Annotated in this window: 19 protein-coding genes and 2 tRNA genes; 10 read left to right on the top strand and 11 right to left on the bottom strand. The window is 60.2% G+C overall.

The genetic code is table 11. The annotated features are described in order from the left end of the window. Positions 1-19 precede the first annotated feature (19 nt). Positions 20-1,339, bottom strand: coding sequence for an ATP-binding protein (locus ACR3E0_RS09670; RefSeq protein ID WP_480478463.1), 1,320 nt, complete (start codon positions 1,337-1,339; stop codon positions 20-22). A gap of 44 nt (positions 1,340-1,383) precedes the next feature. Between ACR3E0_RS09670 and ACR3E0_RS09665 the strand changes: the two genes are divergently transcribed. Both ACR3E0_RS09665 and ACR3E0_RS09660 read left to right on the top strand, forming a co-directional pair. Next, positions 1,384-2,298, top strand: coding sequence for an MBL fold metallo-hydrolase (locus ACR3E0_RS09665; protein WP_480478461.1), 915 nt, complete (start codon positions 1,384-1,386; stop codon positions 2,296-2,298). Between the two features lie 77 nt (positions 2,299-2,375). Next, positions 2,376-2,450 (top strand) — tRNA-Asn (locus ACR3E0_RS09660). A 58-nt stretch (positions 2,451-2,508) separates the two neighbouring features. Here ACR3E0_RS09660 and ACR3E0_RS09655 read toward each other — a convergent pair. After that, a complete protein-coding gene (locus tag ACR3E0_RS09655) occupies positions 2,509-3,072 on the bottom strand; it encodes a hypothetical protein (protein WP_480478459.1) in 564 nt (187 codons plus the stop codon). A 269-nt stretch (positions 3,073-3,341) separates the two neighbouring features. Between ACR3E0_RS09655 and ACR3E0_RS09650 the strand changes: the two genes are divergently transcribed. Continuing rightward, positions 3,342-3,416, top strand: a tRNA-Asn gene (locus ACR3E0_RS09650). A 22-nt stretch (positions 3,417-3,438) separates the two neighbouring features. On the opposite strand, the gene ACR3E0_RS09645 is transcribed toward ACR3E0_RS09650, so the two are convergent. The 4 genes from ACR3E0_RS09645 to zwf all read right to left on the bottom strand — a co-directional run bounded on the left by ACR3E0_RS09645 (position 3,439) and on the right by zwf (position 8,983). Continuing rightward, on the bottom strand, positions 3,439-5,058 hold the full coding sequence (locus ACR3E0_RS09645; protein WP_480478457.1) for a long-chain-fatty-acid--CoA ligase: 1,620 nt from the start codon (positions 5,056-5,058) through the stop codon (positions 3,439-3,441). 187 nt (positions 5,059-5,245) lie between these two features. After that, the gene (gene pgi / locus ACR3E0_RS09640; protein ID WP_480478455.1) at positions 5,246-6,856 is read right to left on the bottom strand and encodes a glucose-6-phosphate isomerase; all 1,611 of its coding nucleotides are present in this window, start codon (positions 6,854-6,856) and stop codon (positions 5,246-5,248) included. Between the two features lie 4 nt (positions 6,857-6,860). Further along, the gene (gene pgl, locus ACR3E0_RS09635; RefSeq protein WP_480478453.1) at positions 6,861-7,532 is read right to left on the bottom strand and encodes a 6-phosphogluconolactonase; all 672 of its coding nucleotides are present in this window, start codon (positions 7,530-7,532) and stop codon (positions 6,861-6,863) included. After that, positions 7,529-8,983, bottom strand: a complete 1,455-nt coding sequence (zwf, locus tag ACR3E0_RS09630; RefSeq protein WP_480478451.1) for a glucose-6-phosphate dehydrogenase — start codon at positions 8,981-8,983, stop codon at positions 7,529-7,531. Before zwf ends, pgl begins: the two co-directional genes overlap by 4 nt. A 163-nt stretch (positions 8,984-9,146) precedes the next feature. Between zwf and ACR3E0_RS09625 the strand changes: the two genes are divergently transcribed. Continuing rightward, positions 9,147-10,100 carry a radical SAM protein gene (locus ACR3E0_RS09625; RefSeq protein ID WP_480478449.1) on the top strand — a complete coding sequence of 318 codons (954 nt, stop codon included), beginning with the start codon at positions 9,147-9,149 and terminating at the stop codon, positions 10,098-10,100. 3 nt (positions 10,101-10,103) lie between these two features. Here the strand turns inward: ACR3E0_RS09625 and ACR3E0_RS09620 are convergent, their stop codons facing one another. Next, the gene (locus ACR3E0_RS09620) at positions 10,104-10,373 is read right to left on the bottom strand and encodes an usg protein (RefSeq protein ID WP_480481006.1); all 270 of its coding nucleotides are present in this window, start codon (positions 10,371-10,373) and stop codon (positions 10,104-10,106) included. Positions 10,374-10,596: 223 nt separating this feature from the next. Between ACR3E0_RS09620 and gyrA the strand changes: the two genes are divergently transcribed. The 3 genes from gyrA to ACR3E0_RS09605 all read left to right on the top strand — a co-directional run bounded on the left by gyrA (position 10,597) and on the right by ACR3E0_RS09605 (position 15,832). After that, positions 10,597-13,293: a DNA gyrase subunit A gene (gene gyrA / locus ACR3E0_RS09615; RefSeq protein WP_480481005.1), complete on the top strand. Its 2,697-nt coding sequence runs from the start codon at positions 10,597-10,599 to the stop codon at positions 13,291-13,293. 324 nt (positions 13,294-13,617) lie between these two features. After that, positions 13,618-14,859, top strand: coding sequence for an adenylate/guanylate cyclase domain-containing protein (locus tag ACR3E0_RS09610; RefSeq protein ID WP_480478447.1), 1,242 nt, complete (start codon positions 13,618-13,620; stop codon positions 14,857-14,859). A gap of 136 nt (positions 14,860-14,995) precedes the next feature. After that, on the top strand, positions 14,996-15,832 hold the full coding sequence (locus tag ACR3E0_RS09605) for an SDR family NAD(P)-dependent oxidoreductase (RefSeq protein ID WP_480478445.1): 837 nt from the start codon (positions 14,996-14,998) through the stop codon (positions 15,830-15,832). A 53-nt stretch (positions 15,833-15,885) separates the two neighbouring features. On the opposite strand, the gene ACR3E0_RS09600 is transcribed toward ACR3E0_RS09605, so the two are convergent. From ACR3E0_RS09600 to ACR3E0_RS09590, 3 genes are read right to left on the bottom strand one after another with little or no spacing between them, the layout of a single operon-like run. Further along, on the bottom strand, positions 15,886-17,355 hold the full coding sequence (locus tag ACR3E0_RS09600) for a carboxypeptidase M32 (protein WP_480481003.1): 1,470 nt from the start codon (positions 17,353-17,355) through the stop codon (positions 15,886-15,888). 5 nt (positions 17,356-17,360) lie between these two features. After that, positions 17,361-18,506, bottom strand: coding sequence for a heme A synthase (gene ctaA, locus ACR3E0_RS09595; RefSeq protein WP_480478443.1), 1,146 nt, complete (start codon positions 18,504-18,506; stop codon positions 17,361-17,363). Between the two features lie 60 nt (positions 18,507-18,566). Beyond that, positions 18,567-19,310 (bottom strand): RNA methyltransferase, encoded by a 744-nt coding sequence (locus ACR3E0_RS09590; RefSeq protein WP_480478441.1) that lies wholly within the window; start codon positions 19,308-19,310, stop codon positions 18,567-18,569. 153 nt (positions 19,311-19,463) lie between these two features. Here ACR3E0_RS09590 and ACR3E0_RS09585 point away from each other — a divergent pair, with 153 nt between their 5' ends. Beyond that, positions 19,464-20,114 (top strand): thiamine phosphate synthase, encoded by a 651-nt coding sequence (locus ACR3E0_RS09585; protein WP_480478439.1) that lies wholly within the window; start codon positions 19,464-19,466, stop codon positions 20,112-20,114. On the opposite strand, the gene ACR3E0_RS09580 is transcribed toward ACR3E0_RS09585, so the two are convergent. Next, positions 20,081-21,223, bottom strand: coding sequence for a HupE/UreJ family protein (locus tag ACR3E0_RS09580; protein ID WP_480478437.1), 1,143 nt, complete (start codon positions 21,221-21,223; stop codon positions 20,081-20,083). The two genes, ACR3E0_RS09585 and ACR3E0_RS09580, sit on opposite strands and share 34 nt — an antisense overlap. A gap of 165 nt (positions 21,224-21,388) precedes the next feature. On the opposite strand from ACR3E0_RS09580, the gene ACR3E0_RS09575 reads away from it, so the two are divergent. Together ACR3E0_RS09575 and ACR3E0_RS09570 are read left to right on the top strand one after the other, a co-directional pair. Then, on the top strand, positions 21,389-22,282 hold the full coding sequence (locus tag ACR3E0_RS09575) for a PfkB family carbohydrate kinase (protein WP_480478435.1): 894 nt from the start codon (positions 21,389-21,391) through the stop codon (positions 22,280-22,282). Then, complete coding sequence (locus ACR3E0_RS09570; RefSeq protein ID WP_480478433.1) at positions 22,279-23,190, top strand: pseudouridine-5'-phosphate glycosidase; 912 nt, start codon at positions 22,279-22,281, stop codon at positions 23,188-23,190. The genes ACR3E0_RS09575 and ACR3E0_RS09570 overlap by 4 nt, the downstream gene beginning before the upstream one ends. Positions 23,191-23,237 lie beyond the last annotated feature (47 nt).

The following is a 23,237-nucleotide window of genomic DNA, read 5'->3' as shown; positions in this document are numbered from 1 at the left end:
CAGGCCTATTCGCGCGGTGCTATCGCCCGATGATGATATCCGCACATAATCCGCCCAGACGCTCGCTTTCGGCAAGGCGCAGCGTGCCGCCATGCGCGCGTGCGATGTCGGCCACTATGGCCAACCCAAGGCCGACCCCCGTGCCCTGATTCTGATTGCGGGCAGGATCCAGCCGGGTAAAGGGTTTGACCGCTTCGGTGCGCTGGTCCGGCGGAATGCCGGGGCCGTCATCCTCGACCCGGATGCGCATCGATTTCGGTGTCAGGCTCAGGCTCAGATCCGCCTTGCTGCCATAGCGCACCGCATTTCCGATCAGGTTCTCGACCGCGCGCCGCATGGCCGTGGTGCGCAGCATCACGCTGCCCTGCCCGTCGACCTGAACCAATTCGGCCGAATTGCCGGCCCGCTTCGCATCATCGACGATCTGGCGCAGAAAGGCCTCCGGCTCGACCTCTTCCGGTGTCCCGTCTGAGGCGCCCCGGGAAAACTCCAAAAAGGCGTCCAGCAAGGACTGCATCTCGGTCACGTCTCGTTGCAGGGGCGCCGCCTCGTCCTCGGGCAACATCGACAGGCCCAGTTTCAGACGCGTCAGCGGTGTGCGCAGGTCATGACTGACTCCGGACAGCATCAACGTTCGCTGCTCCATCTGACGTTCGATCCGGGATCGCATGTCCAGAAACGCATTGCCTGCCGCGCGCACTTCGACGGCACCGCCCGGGGAATAGGGCACGATCCGACCTCGCCCGAAAGCCTGGGCCGCATTGGCCAATCGGGTGATCGGGCGCAACTGGTTGCGCATATAGAGAAACGAAATCGAAGTCATGATGACCGCAAAGAACAGCATCGTGACGATCAGTTGATGCGGCGCAGCTGGTGATAGACGTCGTCTGTCAAAGATCAACTCCATCGTACCCAGATGTGTCGCCAGATACAGTCGCGCCTCCTGCCCGCTGGGCAGCGCAATTGCCTCGAGTTCCGGCAGTTGAGCCCGCAAATCCGCCTCGACCTGCGGAGCGATGAAATCATACCACCGGCGTTTGCCGACCAGAGGTACCTCACTGACCCCCAGAAAGCGCAGTTTCATCTCCAGCGCGGCCAGATCCGGGCGAACCGCGGCAAGCGCCTGTTGCTGCGTTTCCGCCTCGTTCATGACGGCCAGAACCAGATTGACTTCGCGCGTAGCGGCACGGGTCATCTGCGCGGTGACATCTTCCAAATGCTTCTGCAGGAAGGCGATTCCGACCACCAGCAACAGAACAACCACCGGCAGAACCAGGATCAGAGCGGCCCTGACATACAGGCTGCGCGGCATATAGGGTTTGAGCCATTGCGTGGACATGCGCTAAACCTAGCGGGCCACCCGGACAAGAGGAAGAGCACAGAATGCAGGCACCTGACGATTTTGCGCCATCCCCCGGCGTCGCGATGGAATTGCAACCGGGGTTGCGTCGGATTCTGGCACCCAATCCGTCACCGATGACCTATCGCGGCACCAACACGTATCTGTTGGGAGACCGGGACCTTGCAGTCATCGATCCCGGCCCCCTGAGTGACGACCATCTGCAGGCGATCCTGACCGCGCTGCGCCCTGGACAGAAGATCAGCCACATCATTGTTACCCACAGCCACCTGGATCACTCCCCGTTGGCCGCGCCGTTGTCCGCCCGAACCGGAGCGCCGGTTCTGGCCTTTGGTGGGCCCCAAGCGGGGCGCAGCGTCGTAATGGCCCAACTGGCCCAGCAAGGTCTTGCAGGCGGCGGGGAAGGGATCGACACCGCATTCCGTCCGGATGTCGAAGTTCAGGACGGGGAGTTGATCGAGGGTGAAGGCTGGCGGCTTGAAGTGATCCACACGCCGGGACATCTGGGCAATCATATCGCATTGGCTTGGGGTGATGTCTGTTTCACCGCCGATCATGTCATGGGATGGGCCAGCTCTTTGGTGTCCCCGCCTGACGGGGATTTGACGGATTTCATGGCCGCCTGCCGCAAACTGCAGGCCCGGAACTGGTCCGTCTTTCACGCCGGACATGGCGCGCCGATCACAGATCCGAATGGGCGGTTGGATTGGCTGATCCAACACCGGCTGGGGCGAGAAGCGCAAATCCTGGACGCGCTCGCGGACGGGCCGGCGACAGCCCGGCAACTGGCGGAACGTATTTACACGGACGCCCCCGCCGTCCTGTTGCCGGCCGCTGAACGGAATGTCTTTGCGCATCTGATTGATCTGACAGGGAATTCTTTGGTTGCGACCGAAGGCCCTTTGTCCGAGACCGCCAGCTTTCACAGAACTCCCTAGCTCAGATAAGAAAATTGCGCTTCGACGACGTTCCCCTCTGGACGCCGAAAATCCGGGTTGTTATATGCGCCCTCAGTTCCGGCGTAGCTCAGCGGTAGAGCAGTTGACTGTTAATCAATTGGTCGTAGGTTCGATCCCTACCGCCGGAGCCAAAATCTCGACCCAACCCTTTTCTTTGTGATTTTAGCGGACCGCCATTTGTGAAGGCCGTCAGGGATTTGTCATAAGACGGAAAATCCGGATCAACCGAGCAGCATCGACTTTCAAGGGTTCAACATGGAATATTGCCATGCGACCAACGAGTTCCGGTGTTTCCAAAAACTCTTCAACCGCATGCATACGGCGTCGATTTGCATAATCGTCGAATAGCAGGGTGACAGGGCGCGAGATGTTAAATGCGGTTGCCAAGGCGCATCCGACGCGAAACCGCCCGTCAACCAGAACCACATCCGGGTGCCGAAAATCATCGCTTTGCCAAATAGACAATGGATACCGGGGAAACCGCGCCCAATTTTCGCCGTCAACCGGAAATCCCCACTTCTTTGTTGCGCCAATATTGACCCATCGGACACTTACCTGTGTATTTGCCGCGGGCGGGTTTTGATTGAACCAACGCTGCATCATACGCGCCCATCTCCGGTCGCTTTCAACACTGAAAACGGTTTTGGATTCCATTTCAGCGGCCAGTACGGTCGACCCGCCAGAGCCATATTCCAGAATGACGGACGCCTTTTCGTATGTCTCGCGAACCAGGTCTTGCGCGTCCTGTGGCATCGTAAGGGTTGGTCTGTCTACGGGTATGGTCTTCAAGACTGGTCTCCACGGCATAGTCGTGAAATTTGTCTACCACCTCAGATAGCGACCTAACACAGTCCAATCCTTGGTCTTAAAGGACTGTGTCTTTTCTAGCGGCCCTAGAATGGCTTTAGCCAGCCGAATCTCTGGCTGAGCTTCCGCTATTCGGCTCGGGGCGAATTTTGTCCAAAAATCAAACGACGGCCTCTGGACGCGGATAATTCTGATTGCTATACGGCGCGAACCGTTCCGGCGTAGCTCAGCGGTAGAGCAGTTGACTGTTAATCAATTGGTCGTAGGTTCGATCCCTACCGCCGGAGCCATTTCTCCAAACCCCAAAACACCTCACCCGGTCAGGGCGCTTTCGAACTCGGCGCGCAGTTTGCGTTTCAGAACTTTTCCGGTGGCGTTCAGCGGCAGCGCATCGACAAAGACCACTTTGTCCGGCACCTGCCATTTTGCGATTTTGCCGTCGAAGAAGGTCAGCAACTCCTGTTCGGTTGGCGTTTCTCCATCCGCTTTGACCGCCACCAGCAGCGGGCGTTCATCCCATTTCGGATGCGGCACCCCCACGACGGCGGCCGTGGCCAGTTTGGGATGCGCAACTGCGATGTTTTCGAGTTCGACAGAGCTGATCCACTCCCCCCCGGATTTGATGATGTCTTTTGAACGGTCGCGGATGGTCATGTAGCCGTCCGGATCCAGCGTCGCGACGTCGCCCGTGGCGAACCAGCCATCCTGCAGCAAACCCTGGTCCTGAAGCTGGTAGTAACTGTCCAACACCCAGTGTCCGCGCACCAGCAGGTCACCCTGTGTTTCACCGTCATGCGGCAGATCGTTTCCGTCGTCGTCCACGATCTTCAACTCAACACCATAGGGCGGTCGACCCTGGCTTTCACGCAGCTTGTGCTGGTCTTCCATTGGCAGGTCGCGATGCTTGGCCAGCGGGTAGTTGGTTGTGCCCAGCGGGCTCATCTCGCTCATGCCCCACGCGTGAACGGTGTCGACGCCATAGGTTTCGCGGAAGGTCTCGATCATCGACGGCGGGCAAGCTGCGCCGCCGATCACCGTGCGTTCCAGGCTGGCCAGTCTGCTGCCGGACTTGGCCGCATGCGCCAGCAACCCTTGCCAGATCGTGGGTACGCCCATCGCCAGCGTGACGCCGTAGGTGTCGATCAGGTCGACCAGTGCCTCACCATGCAAATCAGGCCCCGGCAGCACCATGCGCGAACCCGACATCGCGCAGGCATATGGCGACCCCCACGCGTTCACATGGAACATCGGCACAACCGGCATCACCGCGTCCATGGCCGAATACCCAATAACGTCCCGCGTGTTCGATCCAAAACTATGCAGAACAGTCGACCTGTGCGAATACAGAACACCCTTTGGGTTGCCCGTGGTTCCTGAGGTGTAGCAAAGGCTCGAAGCAGTGTTTTCGTCAAAGCTCGGCCATTCAAAATCCGAATCGCCGGTCTCGATCAGGTCATCATAGAATTGCAGGCCGGGGATTTGCGATGCCGCGTCCTCATTTCTCGGCCCCATCAGCACGAAATGACGGACTTCGGACAGGCTTTCGTGCAACGACGCGACAAGCGGAACGAACGTTGCGTCGAAAAACAGCACCCGATCCTTGGCGTGGTTGATTATGTAAGTCAGCTGTTCCGGGAACAAACGCGGGTTGACCGTGTGGCAGACAAATCCTGCGCCTGAGACGGCGTAGTAGATTTCAAGATGCCGCCGGTTGTTCCAGGCCAGCGTCCCCACCCGATCCTGCGCCTGCAATCCCAGCTTTGTCAGCGCCGAGGCCAGTTGTCGCGCGTGTCTGGCAACGTCGGACCAGTTGGTTCGTGTCACTGTTCCATCGGTTTCAACCGAGGTTATTTCAGTTTGGCCGTGATAGCGCGCGGCATGATCTATCAGCGACGAAATCAGCAAAGGCTGCGTCATCATCTGTCCCAGCATGGACATCCTCCCGTTTTCGACGCGGTTTTTTCGTGTTCGCGCCTTCTTGCGCCTTTTCGCCAACGCGCAGCACCGATGCGCCACCCGCCGATCCAGACGTTTTCTCAGAAGGAACCCTGCCAATCATTTAATTGTCTGACAATAAAAGAATGCAGCCTGCCCTTACGGCAGGCTGCCCGAAATGCGCCTAATCCCGATGGCGTAGCGCGTATGCGACCAGCGCGGCAGTCGATCCGTCCTTGTCGCTGGCACTTTCGTCGCCGTCGACAATTGGACCCAAAGACGTGGCCAGTTCCTTGCCCAGTTCAACACCCCATTGGTCGAATGAGTTGATACCCAGCAAGACCCCTTCGACAAAGACCCGGTGCTCATACAGGGCGATAATCTGGCCCAGAACAAAAGGCGTGAGCTTCGGGTAGATCAGTGTGGTCGAGGGCCGGTTCCCCGGAAATACGCGATGCCGGGCCTGCCGGTCCAACTCATCGCCTACAAGGCCTTTCTCGGCCATTCGCTCGCGGGCCTCGTCCAGCGACCGGCCCCGCATCAGGGCTTCGGACTGCGCCAGGCAATTGGCCAGCAGCAAACGGTGATGATGCGCCAGTCCCGGCTCATGACCTTCAGCGGCGACCATGAATTCGCAGGGAATGACATCGGTGCCCTGATGGATCAGCTGATAAAAGGCGTGCTGGCCATTTGTGCCGGGCTCGCCCCAGACAACCGGGCCGGACGGAACGGTGAGCGTACTGCCGTCCATCGCCACCGACTTGCCGTTCGATTCCATCTCAAGCTGTTGGAAATACGCGGGCAGTCGCAACAAACGCTGATCGTAAGGCAGCACCGCGCGGCTGCCGTATCCCAGCACCTGACGATGCCAGACGCCAACCAGCGCCAGCATGACCGGAATGTTCTCCTGCCAATCGGCTGACCGGAAATGCAGATCCATCGCCTGACCGCCGCGCAGGAACGCATCGAATGCGTTGGACCCGACGGCAATCATCACGGGCAGGCCAACAGGGCCCCAGACCGAGTAACGCCCGCCGACCCAATCGGCAAACCCAAACACGCGATCCTCGGGAATGCCGAAGGCCTGGGTCTTGTCCAGTGCGCTCGAGACCGCGGCGAACTGGCGGGCCGCGTCCCCGCCCCCATCCGTCATCCAGGCCCGGGCGGTCCGGGCGTTGGTCATGGTTTCGATGGTGGTGAATGTCTTTGAGGCAACGATGACAAGCGTTCGTGTTGGATCGAGCTGGCGCAGCGTATCCGCGATATGCGCACCATCAACATTCGAAACATAGTGCAGTCGGGGTCCGTCGTGATACGGGGCCAGTGCATGTGTGGCCATAACCGGGCCCAGATCGGACCCGCCGATGCCGATATTCACCACGTCCGTGAAACTGCCCCCTGCCCCGGCGACAGTTCCCCCGCGCACCTCTTCGGCGAAGACGCGCATCCGCTGCACCGTATCCAGAACGCCCGGCATGACGTCCTGCCCATCAACATCGACGGGACCGCCATCCAGATTGCGCAGGGCCGTGTGCAAGACCGCCCGCCCTTCGGTTTCGTTGATCTTGGCACCGGAAAACATCGCATCGCGCCGCGCCGCCAGGTCAGCCGCCTGACAGAGCCCGATCAACCCGGCGCGGATATCGGAATCGATCCCGGTTTTGGAATAGTCGAACAATAGATCGCCGGTCGAAGCCGAAAAGCGCTGCGCCCGATCCGGGTCGGCCTCAAACAGCTCCGGAATGCGGCGGCCCTGCGTGGCAGCGGCCAGAGATTTAAGCGATTCCAGTTGCATCTGCCTACTCCGCCCAATGAACTGTCATGCCGCTGAGAACCGCTGCGATGGGCGCCTCTTCCGGTGGCAGGGACATGGACTTGTCCAGCGCCTCGCGTTTGGATGCGCCGAAGATGATCAGATGTTTGGACAGCGCGCCGTCCAGAACCGGGGCTGTCAGCGTGATGCGTGGCTCGGGCTGCACATCGGTGCGGGCCACGGCAAGAACGGGCGCATGGCTGTCCAGAGCGGCCATCAAACCATCCATTCCGGGAAACAGAGAGGCCGTGTGCATGTCCTCGCCCATGCCCAGAACAAGAACGGACAGGGGTAGGACCGGCGTGATAAGGCTTTCGATTTCGGGCAGGATATCTTCTGGGTCTTTGCCAGCCGCATAGAGCGGAAGATACTGTGCCACTGCGGCACGGCCGGTCAGCAACCGTTCCCGGATCAAGCGCTCGTTCGAGCGGTCGTGGTGGCCGGGCACACAGCGTTCATCCGTGGGCAGAATGCGCACCCGATCCCAGTCCAGATCGGCGGCGCACAATCCGTCGAAAACCGGCCCCGGTGTTGTACCGCCCGGCACCGCAAGCGACACCAGTTCATGGTGAAGCAAAGCCGATTCAAGATCACCGGCCAGCGCGTTTGCAACGTCGATGGCCAGCATGTCCCGGTCGGCGTATTCCTGAATGTTCATGGCTTGATCCCTTGCCACTGGCGACCATCTCTTTGAATCAGCAGCTCGGCGTCGCCCGGACCGGTGCTGCCGCTGTCATAGGGTTTTGGCACATCGCCGCGCGCCTGCCATCCGGCAATGATCGGATCGGTCCAGGCCCACGCCGCCTCGACCTCATCCCCGCGCATAAACAGCGTCTGGTTGCCGCGTATGACGTCCATCACCAACCGCTCATAGGCGTCCGGCGGGTCCTGGTTTTCAGGCCCCAGCGCCTCGGCAAAGCTCATGTCCAGCGGCACATCCACCAGTCGCATCCCGCCTGGTCCCGGTTCCTTGATGGTCACCTTCAGCGTGATGCCTTCGTTCGGCTGCAAACGAATCGACAAGGCATTGGCATGACGCCCCGCCGCTTCGCCAAAGATGGAATGCGGCGCGTCCTTGAACTGCACATTGATCACCGAGGACCGCGCCACCAGACGTTTGCCCGTGCGCATATAGAACGGCGTACCGGCCCATCGCCAGTTGCTGATATGGGCCCGCAAAGCCACGTAGCTTTCGGTGGTGGAGCGCGGGTTATTCACAGTTTCCCGATAACCCGGACCGTCCGGGCCTGCAGAAAACTGTCCGCGCACGATGTGATGCGGCTCAACCGGATCCAGCGCCCGGATCACTTTGAGCTTTTCGTCCCGCACCGCATCGGCAGCGAACTTTGCGGGCGGCTCCATCGCAATCAGGCACAAGAGCTGCATCAGATGGTTTTGCATCATGTCGCGCATGGCGCCTGCGCGCTCGTAATACTCTTCGCGCCCGTCAATGCCGACGGTTTCCGCCACCGTGATCTGGATATGGTCCACATACTGGCTGTTCCACAACGGCTCGAACAGCATGTTGCCAAACCGAACCGCCATCAGATTCTGAACCGTTTCCTTGCCCAGATAGTGATCGATCCTGTAGATTTGACCTTCCGCAAAGTGTGCGGCCAATGTGGCGTTCAGCGCACGGGCGCTGTCCAGGTCATGACCAAAGGGTTTCTCGACAACGATCCGGCTGCGCTCTGTTGTCAGGTCATGGGCCTGTATTTGCTCCGCCAAAGGGCCGAACAATCGCGGGCCAACCGAGAAGTAAAAGGCCCGGATGCGATCCGCGTTCAGTTTGCCTGCAAGCCTCCCCCACCCGTCAGCAGACTGCGCATCCAGCGCCACGTAGTCCACCCTGTGCAGGAAACGATCCAGCGCCTTTGTGTCCTGGCACTGCCGTGGTGCGTGTGCACGCAGCGAGTCGGCGACGATTTTCCGAAACGTATCCTGATCATGGTCGCGACGGGCCGCGCCTATGATCTGCACCGCATCGGGCCATTGTCCGGCGCAAAACCGTCTGAACAGCGCCGGCAGGATCTTGCGCTGCGCCAGATCACCGGTTCCGCCGAATATGACCAGATCAAACGGGTCAACTGGTATGACGCGAGACACCATGGGACGTCCTTAACCCGCTACAGATTTCATGTCCAATGTTAGCGCAATCATATTGGCGGTTTTCTTCCTCATCAAAACTCTGTCAGGACGGTCGCGTCATACTTAACTCCGGCATGACAAAAGGCTAAGTCAGTTTGATGACGACCAAGAACCGGATATGGCTATGAAAGACAACGCCCTACAAACAGCCAATGCCGGCAAATTTCAGAACAAACTGGTGACGGCGGACGGGCAGCCTCGGGCTTCGGTCTCGCTGAACAATCCCGAAACGCTGTGGTTCAATACCGGAACCTTGTGCAATATCGAGTGTGAGAACTGCTATATCCTCAGCAGCCCAAAAAATGACGCGTTGGTGTACATTACGGCTGCCGAGGTGATCGATTATCTGGATCAGATCGAAACGCGCGGCTGGCCGGTCCATGAGATCGGGTTCACCGGGGGCGAGCCGTTCATGAATCCCGAAATGATCGAGATGGCCCGCGCCGCCCTGTCGCGCGGGTACGAGGTTCTAATCCTGACAAACGCGATGCAGCCGATGATGCGCCACAAAATGCGCGACGGGCTATTGGCGCTGAACCGTGACTATGGGGCCAAGCTGACGCTGAGGGTTTCGGTCGATCACTTTCTGCCTGACCTGCATGACAAGGAACGCGGCGCCGGCAGCTTCGCCAGAACCCTGACAGGTATGGAGTGGCTCCGCGACAACGGGTTCAAAATGGCAATTGCCGGGCGTTCTGTGTGGGGGGATTCCGAGGCCGAAAGCCGGGCCGGCTATGCCGCTTTCTTTGCCGAGCATGGTTTTGATATCGATGCGCAAAACCCCGGCGAAACCGTGCTGTTCCCGGAAATGGACGAATCCGTCGACGTGCCCGAGATCACCACCGCCTGCTGGGGTATCCTGAACAAATCCCCGAAATCCGTGATGTGCGCCACATCGCGCATGGTCGTGAAGCGCAAGGGGGCGGACCGTCTTGCGGTGCTGGCCTGCACCTTGTTGCCCTATTCCCCGGAATTCGAGATGGGCTCGACCCTGGCCGAGGCTGAGGCCGACGTGCACCTGAACCATCCCCATTGCGCGAAGTTCTGCGTTTTGGGCGGGGCCAGCTGCTCTGGGTAAAGTTCAGTTCACCCGGAACTCACCCACAAGGTTGCGCCATTCCCCGGGGCCGATCATCTTGCGGTGCGTATAGCGGACCGAGTGGAGCGGGCCCTCAATCTCGCGCTGCCAGAATTCTATAAAATCGAACAGTTTCGGGTGATCAGGCGCCAGATCGTAATCCTGCCAGACAAACGTGTTCAGGACGTGGATATAGTCGGGCATGTGGTAGAAAAACTCCGCCGTTGTCAGCCCATACCCTTTGAGCATCAATTCCGTTTCGCTTTGCTCCATGCAGACCTCCAATTTCATTCAAGGTCTCTTTAGCGTAACACGAAAACCACCTAATACTTAGATAACAATATGTTACTCGGATGTTACCAGCGTTTCTGGCGCTTAAACAGGTTGCTTGCTTGCACCTTATGTACCGGGTCTGATAAGGTGCATATACAAGATATAGACCCTGCACAAAGAACAGGCAGTTTACGTGAGCGATACGCCAGAAATCCCTGAAAACATGGACGAAATCCCGCCGGAGCGCCCCGTTTATGACGGTCCGACGGTCTCCATCGAATCCGAGATGCGCACGTCCTATCTGGACTATGCCATGTCGGTCATCGTGTCCCGTGCGATCCCCGATCTGCGGGACGGCTTGAAACCGGTGCACCGGCGCATCCTCTATGCGATGCACGAAACCGGCAACACGCACGACAAGGCCTATCGTAAATCGGCCCGTCCGGTCGGCGATGTGATGGGTAAATACCACCCCCATGGCGACAGCGCGATCTATGACGCTCTGGTGCGGATGGCGCAGGATTTCTCGATGTCGCTGCCGCTGCTGGATGGTCAGGGCAACTTTGGCTCGATGGACGGCGATAACCCCGCGGCCATGCGGTATACCGAGGTCCGAATGGACAAGCCCGCTGCCGCCCTTCTGGCCGATATCGAAAAAGAGACGGTCGATTTTCAGGACAACTACGACGGCAAGGACCGTGAACCGACTGTTCTGCCCGCCCGTTTCCCAAACATGCTGGTCAACGGGGCCGGTGGTATCGCTGTGGGTATGGCAACCAACATCCCGCCTCATAATCTGGGTGAGGTGGTCGATGCCACATTGGCCCTGATCGACGACCCGGACCTGACGTCCGAGCAGCTGATCGACTACGTCCCCGGCCCCGACTTCCCGACCGGCGGCGTGATGCTGGGCCGGTCCGGTGCGCGCAAAGCCTATCTGGAAGGGCGCGGCAGCGTGATTATTCGCTCGAAAACCCGCGTCGAGGAAATTCGCAAGGACCGGTACGCCATTGTCGTCGATGAGATCCCTTATCAGGTGAACAAAGCCGCGATGATCGAAAAGATCGCCGAAGCCGTGCGCGAAAAGCGGATCGAAGGCGTGTCCCATGTTCAGGACGAGTCCGACCGGAACGGTGTTCGCGTCGTCGTCGAGCTAAAGCGCGATGCGACGCCCGAGGTGGTGCTGAACCAGCTCTTTCGTTTCTCGCCGATGCAGACATCCTTTGGCTGCAACATGCTGGCCTTGAATGGCGGTCGGCCCGAGCAGTTGACCCTGCGGCGCTTCCTGACCTCCTTCATCGACTTCCGCGAAGATGTCGTTGCCCGCCGCACCGCATATGATCTGCGAAAGGCCCGCGAACGCAGCCACATCCTGTGTGGTCTGGCCGTGGCGGTGTCGAACGTGGACGAGGTGGTTGCCACCATCCGCTCGTCTGCCGACGCAGCCGAAGCGCGCGAGAAACTGATGACGCGCCGCTGGCCTGCCTCCGATATCGAAGGCTATCTGCGCCTGATCGATGATCCTCTGTCCAAAATGAATGACGACGGCACCTATAACCTGACCGAGGTACAGGCCCGCGCTATTCTCGACCTGCGTTTGCAGCGCCTGACCCAGATCGGGGTCAAGGAAGTCACGGACGAGTTGGAAGAGCTGGCCGCCAAGATCAAGGAATACCTCGATATTCTGTCCTCGCGTGAACGGATCATGTCGATCATCGGCGATGAATTGCGCAGTGTCCGCGAGCAATTCGCAGTGCCGCGCCGCACCGAGATCGTCGACTGGTCCGGCGACATGGAAGACGAGGACCTGATCGAACGCGAAGACATGGTCGTCACCGTCACCTCGGGCGGGTACATCAAGCGTACCCCGCTCGCCGATTTCCGCGCGCAAAAGCGTGGCGGCAAGGGCCTGTCGGGGATGCAGACCAAGGAAGAAGACGTCGTCACCAACCTCTTCGTCGCCAACACGCATACGCAGCTGCTGTTTTTCACAACGGATGGTATGGTCTACAAACTCAAGACCTGGCGCCTGCCCCAGTCCAGCCGCACCGGCAAGGGCAAGGCGATCGTCAACATCCTGCCAATTCCAACCGGAGTCTCAATCGCGGCGATCATGCCCGTGGATGTTCCCGACGAAGAATGGGAAAACCTCCATATCGTCTTCGCAACCAGCGCGGGTGACGTGCGCCGCAACCGCCTGTCGGATTTCACCAATGTCCGGCGCAACGGTAAGATCGCCATGAAACTGCCGGAAGGCGTGGAACTGGTGAACGCCCGCATCTGCTCCGAAGATGAAGACGTGATGCTGGTGACCGACTCGGGTCGCGCAATCCGGTTCCGCACAACTGATTTGCGCGTGTTCAACTCGCGTGAGTCGACAGGTGTACGCGGTATCAAACTGACCAATGGCGACCGGGTTGTCTCCATGTCCGTCATTCGCCACTTCGAAGCGGACCCGGATGAACGCGCCGCGTATCTCAAGATGCGCCGCGCCGTCGCCGGTGTCGCCGACGATGCCGAAGCGGAAGAGGAAGAAGGCAACGCCGACAGCCTCCTGCCGCAGGACCGTTATGCCGAGATGTCGGCTGCCGAGAACCTGATCCTGACCATTACAGCCGGCGGTGCGGGCAAGTTGAGTTCCAGCCACGATTACCCCGTGCGCGGCCGTGGCGGCATGGGCGTTGCCGCAATGGACAAGGCCATGCGCGGCGGAGAGCTGGTGGCCTCGTTCCCGGTCGAGATTGATGACCAGATCATGCTGGCGACCTCCAAGGGTCAGTCGATCCGGGTGCCGGTCGACGGCATCTCGTTCCGGTCACGGTCCGCTGGCGGGGTAAAGGTGTTCAACACCGGCAAAGGCGAGGAAGTTGTCAGCGTCGCCTGGATCGCGGATCAGGGCGACGACGACACGGAAGAGTGACCCGCTGAACGGCACCCCGGGAGTTTGGTCCCGGGGGTCTTCATATCAGACCCAAAAGGATCGACCCGGTCAAAGAGCGGCCGCGATCCCTCCTGTGTTCGCAGATGTGCCCGTCTTGGGACCAACGAAGTGCCAGCCGCTTCTGGAAACGGCGCCATACACTTGGCACACTTCACTGTGACACTGGCTACGATGGCGGGTTTCGCCACGTCGCCAAACAGCTTTCAGAAAACTTGACCCAATTGGATGTCAGCCACAGATTAAGAGGCCAAGGCACCTTGTGCCACATAGGACCCATCGAACTGACCGCTGAACGAGGACGATATGGCCGCCCCGACGATCGAAAACTGGGAAATGACCGCGGCGCTCAAGGACCTGACCGATTGGCTGGTGCAGCAAGGTCTTGAAAACACCCCCGTCGAAACGTGGCTTGAAGAGTGCTGCATCCGGCTCGTCGCGGCGGGCATTCCCTTGCAGCGCGCAAACATCACGTTGCGCGCCCATCACCCGGAAATCGGAACGGTTGCATTCCGATGGTTCCGAGATCGCGAGAATGAACGTCAGGATTTCATGCGCCGAGCTGAGAATGACGTGCCCGAAGAATACAAACTCAGCCCGATCTACTATCTGCTGTCAAACAACGTTGAAGAGATCAGACAGAAATTGACGGTTGAGGATCCCGTACTGGATTTCCCGATTTTCGATGAGCTGCGAGAGCGCGGCGCGACCGATTACTACGCGGTCAAGCGGTTCTTTCTGCTGGAAGATCAGGCCGCCGCCGTCGACCCGATGCGGGCCGAGGAAGGGGCCATCATCTCGCTCACAACCGATGCGCCGGGTGGGTTTTCCGATGCGCAGCTCGACGGGTTGCGCCAGTTGATCCCGCCGCTGTGTCTGACGCTTAAATGCGGTGCCAACAGGCTGATGGCCGAGGATATCACGGCCGCCTATTTGGGTCGCGATGCCAGCAAGCGGGTTCTTTCCGGCGATATCACACGCGGTTCGCTGGAAACGATCTCGGCGGTGATCTGGTATTTCGATCTGCAGGGATTCACCAAGCTGTCCGAAACGCTTCCGGGCAATGCACTCATTGAGCTGCTGAACGATTGCTTCGCCGAAGCAGTGGACGTTGTCGAGCGCAACGGCGGAAATGTTCTGAAATTCATGGGCGACGGAATGCTCGCCATCTTCGACATGGACCAGATCCCCGAGACCGGCAAAGTGGCGATAAAAGCCGCCATGGAGCTGCAGACGGCATTCGATGACCTGAACCAGCGCCGCACGGCAGAAGGCTTGCCAACCACCGGCTTTACGCTGGCCTTGCATGCCGGGGACGTCCTCTACGGAAACATTGGCGGCAAATCCCGTCTGGATTTCACAGTGGTCGGCCCGGCAGTGAATACCACCGCGCGCATTCTCGGTATGAGCAGCGCCGTGGATCAGACCATCGTCATCTCCGCCAAGGTGGCCGCCCCCTTGCTGGAGGATTTTCCGGAACTTGTGTCGCTGGGCCAATACCGCCTCCGGGGCGTCAGCGAACGCCAGGAGCTGTATACGCTGGACTAGCCTCTTGTCGAAGCTAGCTTGCGCCTCACACAGTATCGGTCAGATCATTCTGGCTGCCAACGAAACCGCAACTTGATCGATGGATGAACGGTGCGGCCCAGCCTGAACCAGATGCCAAACGAAAAGAGGATTAGCCATGACCCATCCCGCCCTCACATCTGACTCCGTCGCCGTCGTGACCGGCGGCGCTTCGGGAATCGGCTTGGCCTCCGCCAGAAGATTTGCGGGAATGGGTATGCACGTTGTTGTCGTAGACCGCGACGCGGAAAAGCTTGCGGCGGCTGAAAGCACCTTGCGTGAGGCCGGGGCCGCTGACGTCATGGTCGCGTCAACGGATGTGTCCGACATCGGACAGGTCGAAACCCTCGCCAAAGACGTGACCGATCGGTTTGGCGGCACAGACATTCTGATGAACAACGCGGGTGTCGGCATTCGGTCATCCTGCACAGGTCCACGGGACGCATGGGACCAAACCCTGGGTGTTAATCTTTGGGGGCCAATCAACGGCTGCCAGGCATTTCTTCCGGGCATGATCGCACGCGGTCGTCCGGGCGCGATCATCAATACCGGGTCAAAGCAGGGTATCACCACACCGCCGGGGAATCCGGCCTACAATGTATCAAAATCCGCCCTGAAAACATTTACCGAGGCGTTGTCGCACGAGCTGCGCAACACCGAAGGCGCGACCTTGACGGCGCATCTGCTGGTGCCGGGATTTGTCCACACCGGAATGATCGGTGCGGCGGAAAAGCCGCCATCGGCCTGGACCCCTGAGCAAACGGCAGACTTCTTCATCGACAGCATGAATCGGGGCGATTTTTACATCCTGTGCCCCGACAATGACGTCTCACGCGATATCGACGAGAAGCGCATCGCCTGGGCCGTCGGCGATGTAATTGAGAACCGTCCGGCACTCAGCCGGTGGCACCCCGAATACGAACAGGCCTTTGCCGCTCACATGACAAAGACCTAGCTGCCGAGCGCTAGGGATTAGCATACCGGCCATGTCAGTTGGTCTGCGTAGTGTTAGAGCCGGTACAAGGCCCCGAACTTCTCTTCCAGATAGTCCAGCAAAGGCTCCGGCCCGGGTGAAAAGCCGCTTGCCCGTTCGATAACCTCGCGCGGCGCAAAGAGACCGCCATATTGCTGCACGTTCTCACGCAACCAATGGGTCGCGCCGGACGTATCGCCTTGCGTCAGCTGCGACTGCAGATCCGGCACAGCCGGGCGCAGCGCCCGATAGAGGCACCCGGCATAGACATTGCCCAGCGCATAGGTGGGGAAATAGCCGAACAGGCCGACCGACCAGTGGACATCCTGCAGACAGCCGTTTGACGGTGCGTCGACCGCGTAACCGAAATCGGCCTTGAACCGATCATTCCAGGCCGCTTCGAGATCATCCACCTGGAGGTCTCCGGCCATCAGGGCGCGCTCAAGATCAAACCGCAGCATGATGTGCAGGTTGTACTGAACCTCATCGGCCTCGGTGCGGATATAGCCGTTGTGAACCCGGTTCACCGTGGCGTAGAAGCTCTCCGCATCGGCGATCCCGAAATCTCCAAACGCGTCCACCATCTGCGCGAAAAGCCAGCCGGTAAATTCGCGCGAACGGCCAAGCTGATTTTCATAGATGCGGCTTTGGCTTTCGTGCACCCCCATCGACACGCCCTGCCCCAGCGGCGTCAAGGCATAAGCCGGGTCAATGCCCTGCTCATAGGCCGCGTGGCCGACCTCGTGAATGGTGGAATAGAAACAGTTGAACGGGTCCGTGGCGCTGGTGCGTGTGGTGATCCGCACGTCCGACCCGCTGCCCGAACTGAACGGGTGCACGGCCTTGTCCACACGGCCCCGGTTCAGGTCATACCCAAAAGCAACCGCCAGCTTCTGCGACAGGTGCATCTGGGCCTGCTCGTCAAACGTGCCGTTCAACGCTTTGGGTTCCGGGCGACCCAGAACGGCAGCGCGCAACGCCACCAGTCGCGGGCGCATCGCGTCAAAGATCGCAGCAATCTGGGCACCCGTAGTGTACGGCTCGTAATCCTCGACCATAGCGTCGTATATGTCGCCGCCCTGAGCCAGAGCAGCCCCCTCTTCGCGCTTCAACGCGACAACCTCTTCCAGCACCGGCAAAAAGGCGGCCACATCCTCGTCGGCCCGGGCCTGTGCCCATTTGCCCTGGGCCGCAGAGGTGACGCGCGCGATGGTCTTGGCCAGGTCGGCTGGAACCTTGACCGTGCGCTCGTAAGACCGGCGTATTTCGCGTATCTGGGCATGGCCCGCATCACATGTCGGCTCGGCCCGATCCAGCCAATCCGCCACACGCGGGTCAGATCGCCGGGCATGCAGAACCGCCTCGATGGCGGCCATTTCTTCTGCGCGCTGAGGTGCTGCACCGCGCGGCATCACCGTCTCCTGATCCCAGCCGAGCCGCCCGGCGATCTGCCCAATCGCCGACGTTTCGCGCTGATAGGCCATCAGGTCATCAAATGCTGTCATCTGTGTCATGCTCCACGAAGCGAAGTTGCAATGGGATAGGCTGTCAGGAACCGGGCGCGCAGGATCAGTGTCCAGACCACGACCGCGAGGAACTGGTGGAAAATGGCGATCTGCCAGGGGGCGGCGTAGAGAACGGTGACAATCCCGACCACCACCTGCAGCGAGAGTACGGCGAACACCGCGTTGAAGGCGAACCGGGTTTGCGGATGCGCGCTGGCGCTGCTGCGGCGCCAAACGACGATGGCGAAGATGAACAGCAGATACCCGGCACAGCGGTGAATGAACTGCACGAGGCCCGGGCTTTCAAAGAAGTTCCGCCACATCGGCTCCAGCATCGCTGCATCGGGCGGCAGGATTTGACCGCCGATCAGCGGCCAGTCGGTATACGACCGTCCGGCATCAATCCCGGCGACCAGCGCGCCGATGAGTATCTGCAAGAAGGTAAAATGCATCAGGCCGGTCGAGAGCGAAAACAGCTTGGCCTCTTTCGTGCGCCGCGCCTGCATCAGGTCGCGTTCCTCCCGGCCGAGTTCAAAGATGTACCAGGCAAGGAATCCCAGGATCACAAAGGCCAGCCCCAAGTGAACGGCCAGCCGGTAACTGGCCACAGCCGTCATGCCTTCGCCCTGCGTAACGCCCGAGGCGACCATCCACCAACCGACAGCCCCCTGAACACCGCCCAGCGCGCCGGGGATGACAAGCTTTGCGGTCCAGCCGGTCGGGACTTTCCGCGCAATCAGGAACCCGAAGAACCCGATGGCCCAGACCAGTCCGATCACGCGGCCCAACTGACGGTGGCCCCATTCCCACCAGTAGATTGTTTTGAAATCATCCAGTTCCATCCACTGGTTCTGGATACGCCATTGGTCGATCTGCTTGTACTTGTCGAACTCCAACTGCCAGTCGGTGTCATTCAAAGGGGGGATGGCACCGGTGATCGGCCGCCATTCGGTGATCGACAGGCCGCTATCCGTCAGGCGGGTCAAACCGCCGACCGCAATCATCACGACGACGAGGGCGAACAGGATCATCAGCCACACCCGGATCGCACCGCGCGCGCCACCACGCCCCTTGTCGATCATGCCCGGCTGCACCGCCTGTTGCTTTTCGGTGTCTGAGACCTCTTCGAAGATGCTGCGCTTACCGCTCATGCTGTCCTCATGTCCTGGATTTCGTCGCAAGCTAGGGCCAAGGTGCGCCGAGGTCCAGCCTCAGCCCCTGTCCTTCCAGCGGACCATCTGCCGCATTATCCCGTGCAGCATCTGCACATCGGCCCGGGTCATCCGCATTCGGGACCACAGATTGCGCAGGTTGACCTTCATGCCTTCGGCCTTTTCGGGGGGATAGAAGAATCCGGCCTCGTCCAACCGGTCTTCGTAATGCTCAACCAGCTTTTCGACTTCCACACCCGTGGCCCAGTCGCCTTTACCCAGATCGGTGGCCTCATGCACCACGTCACCGGTCTGGCGCATCCACTCATAAGCCGTCAGCAGAACGCATTGGCCCAGGTTCAGCGAGGCATAGTCCGGATTCACAGGCACCGAGATGATGGCGTTTGCCTTGGCAATGTCCTCGTTCTCCAGCCCGGCACGTTCCGGGCCAAACAGAACCGCCACGTTTTCGCCGACCGCGACCTTTTCAGCTGCGATCTGCATGGCGCGTTCCGGGCTGTAGACCGGTTTGGTCAGCCCGCGTTGGCGCGCCGTAGTTGCAAACACAAAGGTGCTGTCGGCGAGTGAACCGGCAAGGTCGTCATACAACTGCGCCTCGTCCAGCAACCGCCCTGCACCGCTGGACATCGCTACAGCCTTTGGATTTGGCCACCCGTCCCGGGGTGCCACGATCCGCATCCGATCCAGACCAAAGTTCCACATTGCCCGCGCGGCAGCGCCAATGTTTTCACCCATCTGTGGACGCACAAGCACAAAAGACGGCTGGGATGTATCGCTGGGCATCGCTCACTCCAAAAATCTCCGCCTGCTCTATTCTGCTCATAGGATCAGAGCAAGGCATGGCAGCGGACAAATCCTGCGCGGCCGGGCATAAAAGTTTGCTTCCCGTGCGCAATCCGCTAAACCGCGCCAAAGACCAAGCCGAAGGACGCGTGAATGGACACCCCCGAGCAGCCGCAGATTTATCTGATCACACCGCCGTCCATTGCGCCGGAGACCTTTCCCGATCAGTTGGCCCGCGTGCTGGACGGCGTCGAGATCGCCTGTATCCGGTTGGCACTGGCGGGGGGTGACCAAGACGCCATTGCCCACGCCGCTGATACATGTCGCGAGGTTGCCCATGCGCGCGACGTGGCATTGGTGATCTCAAACCACGTGCCACTGGCGCAACGATTGGGTCTGGATGGCGTGCATCTGGACGACGGGGCCCGTTCGGTGCGTTCGGCGCGCAAGGAATTGGGCGCGGACGCCATCGTCGGCAGCTTTTGCCGAGCGTCCAGCCATGACGGCATGACCGCAGGCGAAGCCGGTGCGGACTATGTCGCCTTTGGACCGGTCGGCAGCGACAGCCTTGGGGACGGGACACGCGCAGAACGCGATCTGTTTCAGTGGTGGTCCGAAATGATCGAGGTCCCGGTCGTGGCCGAAGGCGGTCTGACTCCGGACTTGATCCGGGACCTGACACCCTACACGGATTTCTTTGGCATCGGGGACGAGATCTGGTCCACTGAGGACCCTCTGGAGGCACTGAAGGGCCTGCAAGCCGCAATGGATCAGGCCACCAGCAATGGCTCGACAATCAGATAGACACCGGCGGCAGCAATAAGGATCGAGGCCACGGCGGATACCCGGTCGCGCAGACGTTCTGACCGACCAGAGATCACGGCACCAATACCAAACGCAGCTGCCGCAATACCCCAAAGCGCCAGCAAAACCCCTGCCCCGAACCCAAATATGGCGGGCGCGATGTGGTCTGGTGGCACACCAATACCGTCCAAAACGGCGGACAGGATGATTCCCTGAAGCAGCCCAACGGCAAGACCCACCAGCAGACGCCAGACGTGAAGCCGTCGGAGGATCAGGTTCCAAAGCGACACAACGACAATCGCAACGCTGGTTGCCTGCACCGCGATTGAGGACGGCACGTCAATCCAATTGAGCAGCCCACCGCCCAGACCGATCACAAAGCCAAGGGAAAAGAACAGCATCTGCGCGAAAACAAAACGCGGGTTCAGCGACAGGAACACGAGGGCAAGGACAAACAGACCCTGCATGTACCCGGCCGCAGGCACCCGGGCGGCCCCTTTGACGAAATAAGCCTGCAGGGTCTGCTGGGTTGTCAGGGATGCGCCACCTTGCAGCGGGATCAGCGGGCTCGTTTCGCCGGCCTCAAGATACCCGGTATAGGGGGCCGCGACATTCTGCTGTTTGAGGACAACAGGCCCGCTCCCAATTGGCCAAGTCAGGCGCAGACCGGACGCGCCATCCGGCAATGGCCCCGTCAGCAACAGCCGTGAGACACGCACCGTTTCCAGATCGCCAACAGCGGGAATGCTCACGCCTTCGTAATCCAGCACGATGGGTTCACCGACCTCGACCCGAAGGGTCTGCATCCAGTTTGCGGTGAAAGCCTTGACCTCCGGTTCCAGTTCCGATGACACCGTCGCTCGCAGTTTCCGGTATTGTGCAGTACTCAGGGACTCAGGATCGGTTGCCGGGTCGAGACCCGCGACAAAGGCCTCGGCATTCAGGCTGATTTCCAGAAACAGCGTGTCGGACTTGGTCCAAAAATCGATGATTGTGGGCGACGGTGACTGGGCGACGCCGTCCTTCGACAGAACGCCCCCGGCTACCAAAACCGCCAGCACGAAAACCCGAACGCGAAGAGCGAGGGCAGAGAAAAACCCAGCACTCATCAGGAATGCTCCAAAACCAATACACCAAACCTTCCCGAGGAGTGTCTTGTCGATTCCCAAGGATAGCAAGGCCAAAGAGCCCCACAGGCAGGACGCCGCCGGGAATCTCGGACGGCGGGCCTGTTCTGGGTTGCACGGCCACCCGGGCTCCGGCATGACAGCATCATGACTCAAAACAGTGAAATCCTGTGCATCGGTTCGGTTCTCTGGGATGTGATCGGGCGCTCCGCAAGCGCGATGCGACAGGGGTCGGATGTGCCCGGGCGGATCACGCGCCTGCCCGGTGGCGTTGTGTTTAACATCGCGATGACCCTGGTGCGGTTCGGCATGACCCCAACGCTGCTGACTGCCATTGGCCGCGACCCGGAAGGGGATGAACTGATCCACGCCTGCGCGCGCCTTGGAATGGTAACGGATCACATCTACCGGTCGCAGGACTTACCAACCGACCGCTACATGGCGGTCGAAGGGGCCAACGGCCTGATCGCCGCCATCGCGGATGCCCACTCGCTGGAAGCGGCCGGTGCGAAAATCCTGCGTCCGCTGATGCATGGGCCGCTGGGGTATGAAAACACACCGTTCGACGGCCCTATAGCTCTGGATGGCAACCTGACACTGGAGCTTCTGGAAGAGATTGCGCAAAGCCCGGCCTTCGCGCGCGCCGACCTGCGTGTTGCGCCCGCTTCGCCCGGCAAGGCCGAGCGCCTTTTGCCGTTTCTGAAACACGCGCGTGCCACGCTGTATGTCAACCTCGAAGAAGCGGGTCTTTTGTGCCAGCGTGAATTCACCGATTCCGATAGCGCGGCCAAGGGCTTGCTGGACCGTGGCGCATTGCGGGTTCTGGTCACCGATGGCGGAAACTCTGCCACCGTCGGCTCGGAGGCCGGTATCCTGACCCAGACACCGCCGTCCGTTCTCGTCACACGTGTGACAGGTGCGGGCGACACATTCATGGCCGCCCATATCGCCTCTGAGGCCAATGGGGCCGATAGCGAAGAAGCCCTGACGCGGGCCCTGCACGCCGCAGCAACTTATGTTTCCGGAGAAACACCCCTGTGATCGACATCCAATATTCCGCCGAGATACGCGCCGCAAAAAAAGCGGACAGACCCATCGTTGCTCTGGAAAGCACCATAATCACCCATGGCATGCCGTACCCGCAAAACATCGAGGTGGCGGCACAGGTTGAACAGGATATCCGTGACGCAGGCGCAGTTCCGGCAACCATGGCCGTCATCAAAGGCAAATTGCATGTGGGTCTCGAGCCGGACCAGTTGCAGGATCTGGGTCAGGCAAAGGGGGTTGCGAAAATCTCGCGCGCCGACATGGCCGCCTGCATGTCGACCGGCGGCACCGGAGCGACAACTGTCGCCGCGACAATGATCGCCGCCCATTATGCAGGCATCGAGGTGTTTGCGACCGGCGGGATCGGTGGCGTGCATCAGGGCGCGGAAACCTCGTTCGACATCTCCGCCGACCTGCACGAACTGGGACAAACCCCGGTCACGGTGGTCGCCGCCGGGGCCAAGGCCATCCTTGATCTCGCCAAAACACTCGAGGTTCTGGAAACACTGGGCGTCCCCGTCATTTCATATGGGCAAGACGCGTTTCCGGCCTTCTGGTCCGCCAAATCCCCATATGACGCGCCGCTGCGTATGGACAGTGCCAGCGACATCGCCAAGGCCCACGCGACCCGGCGCGCGCTAGGCCTGCCCGGCGGTCAACTGGTCGCAAACCCCATTCCTGCCGCCGATCAGATCGCCGCAGAAGAACTGGCCCCGATCATCGCGGCGGCTCAACAGGACGCAACCGCGCACCGGATCACCGGCAAGGCGGTCACGCCCTATCTGTTGCAGCGCATATTCGAGAAAACCCAGGGCCGCTCACTGACCGCCAACATCGCTTTGGTGCGCAACAACGCGCGACTGGCCGCAGAAATCGCCAAAGCTCTGGCCGATGGCAGGTGACACTACCCTATTGTTTCAAAGCCCCGGACTGCTTAACTAAATCCCGA

It is taken from the genome of Ruegeria sp. AJ12 (assembly GCF_056536245.1).
The sequence above is the reverse complement of the archived record's forward strand: the minus strand, read 5'-3'. Positions and strand labels throughout refer to the sequence as shown.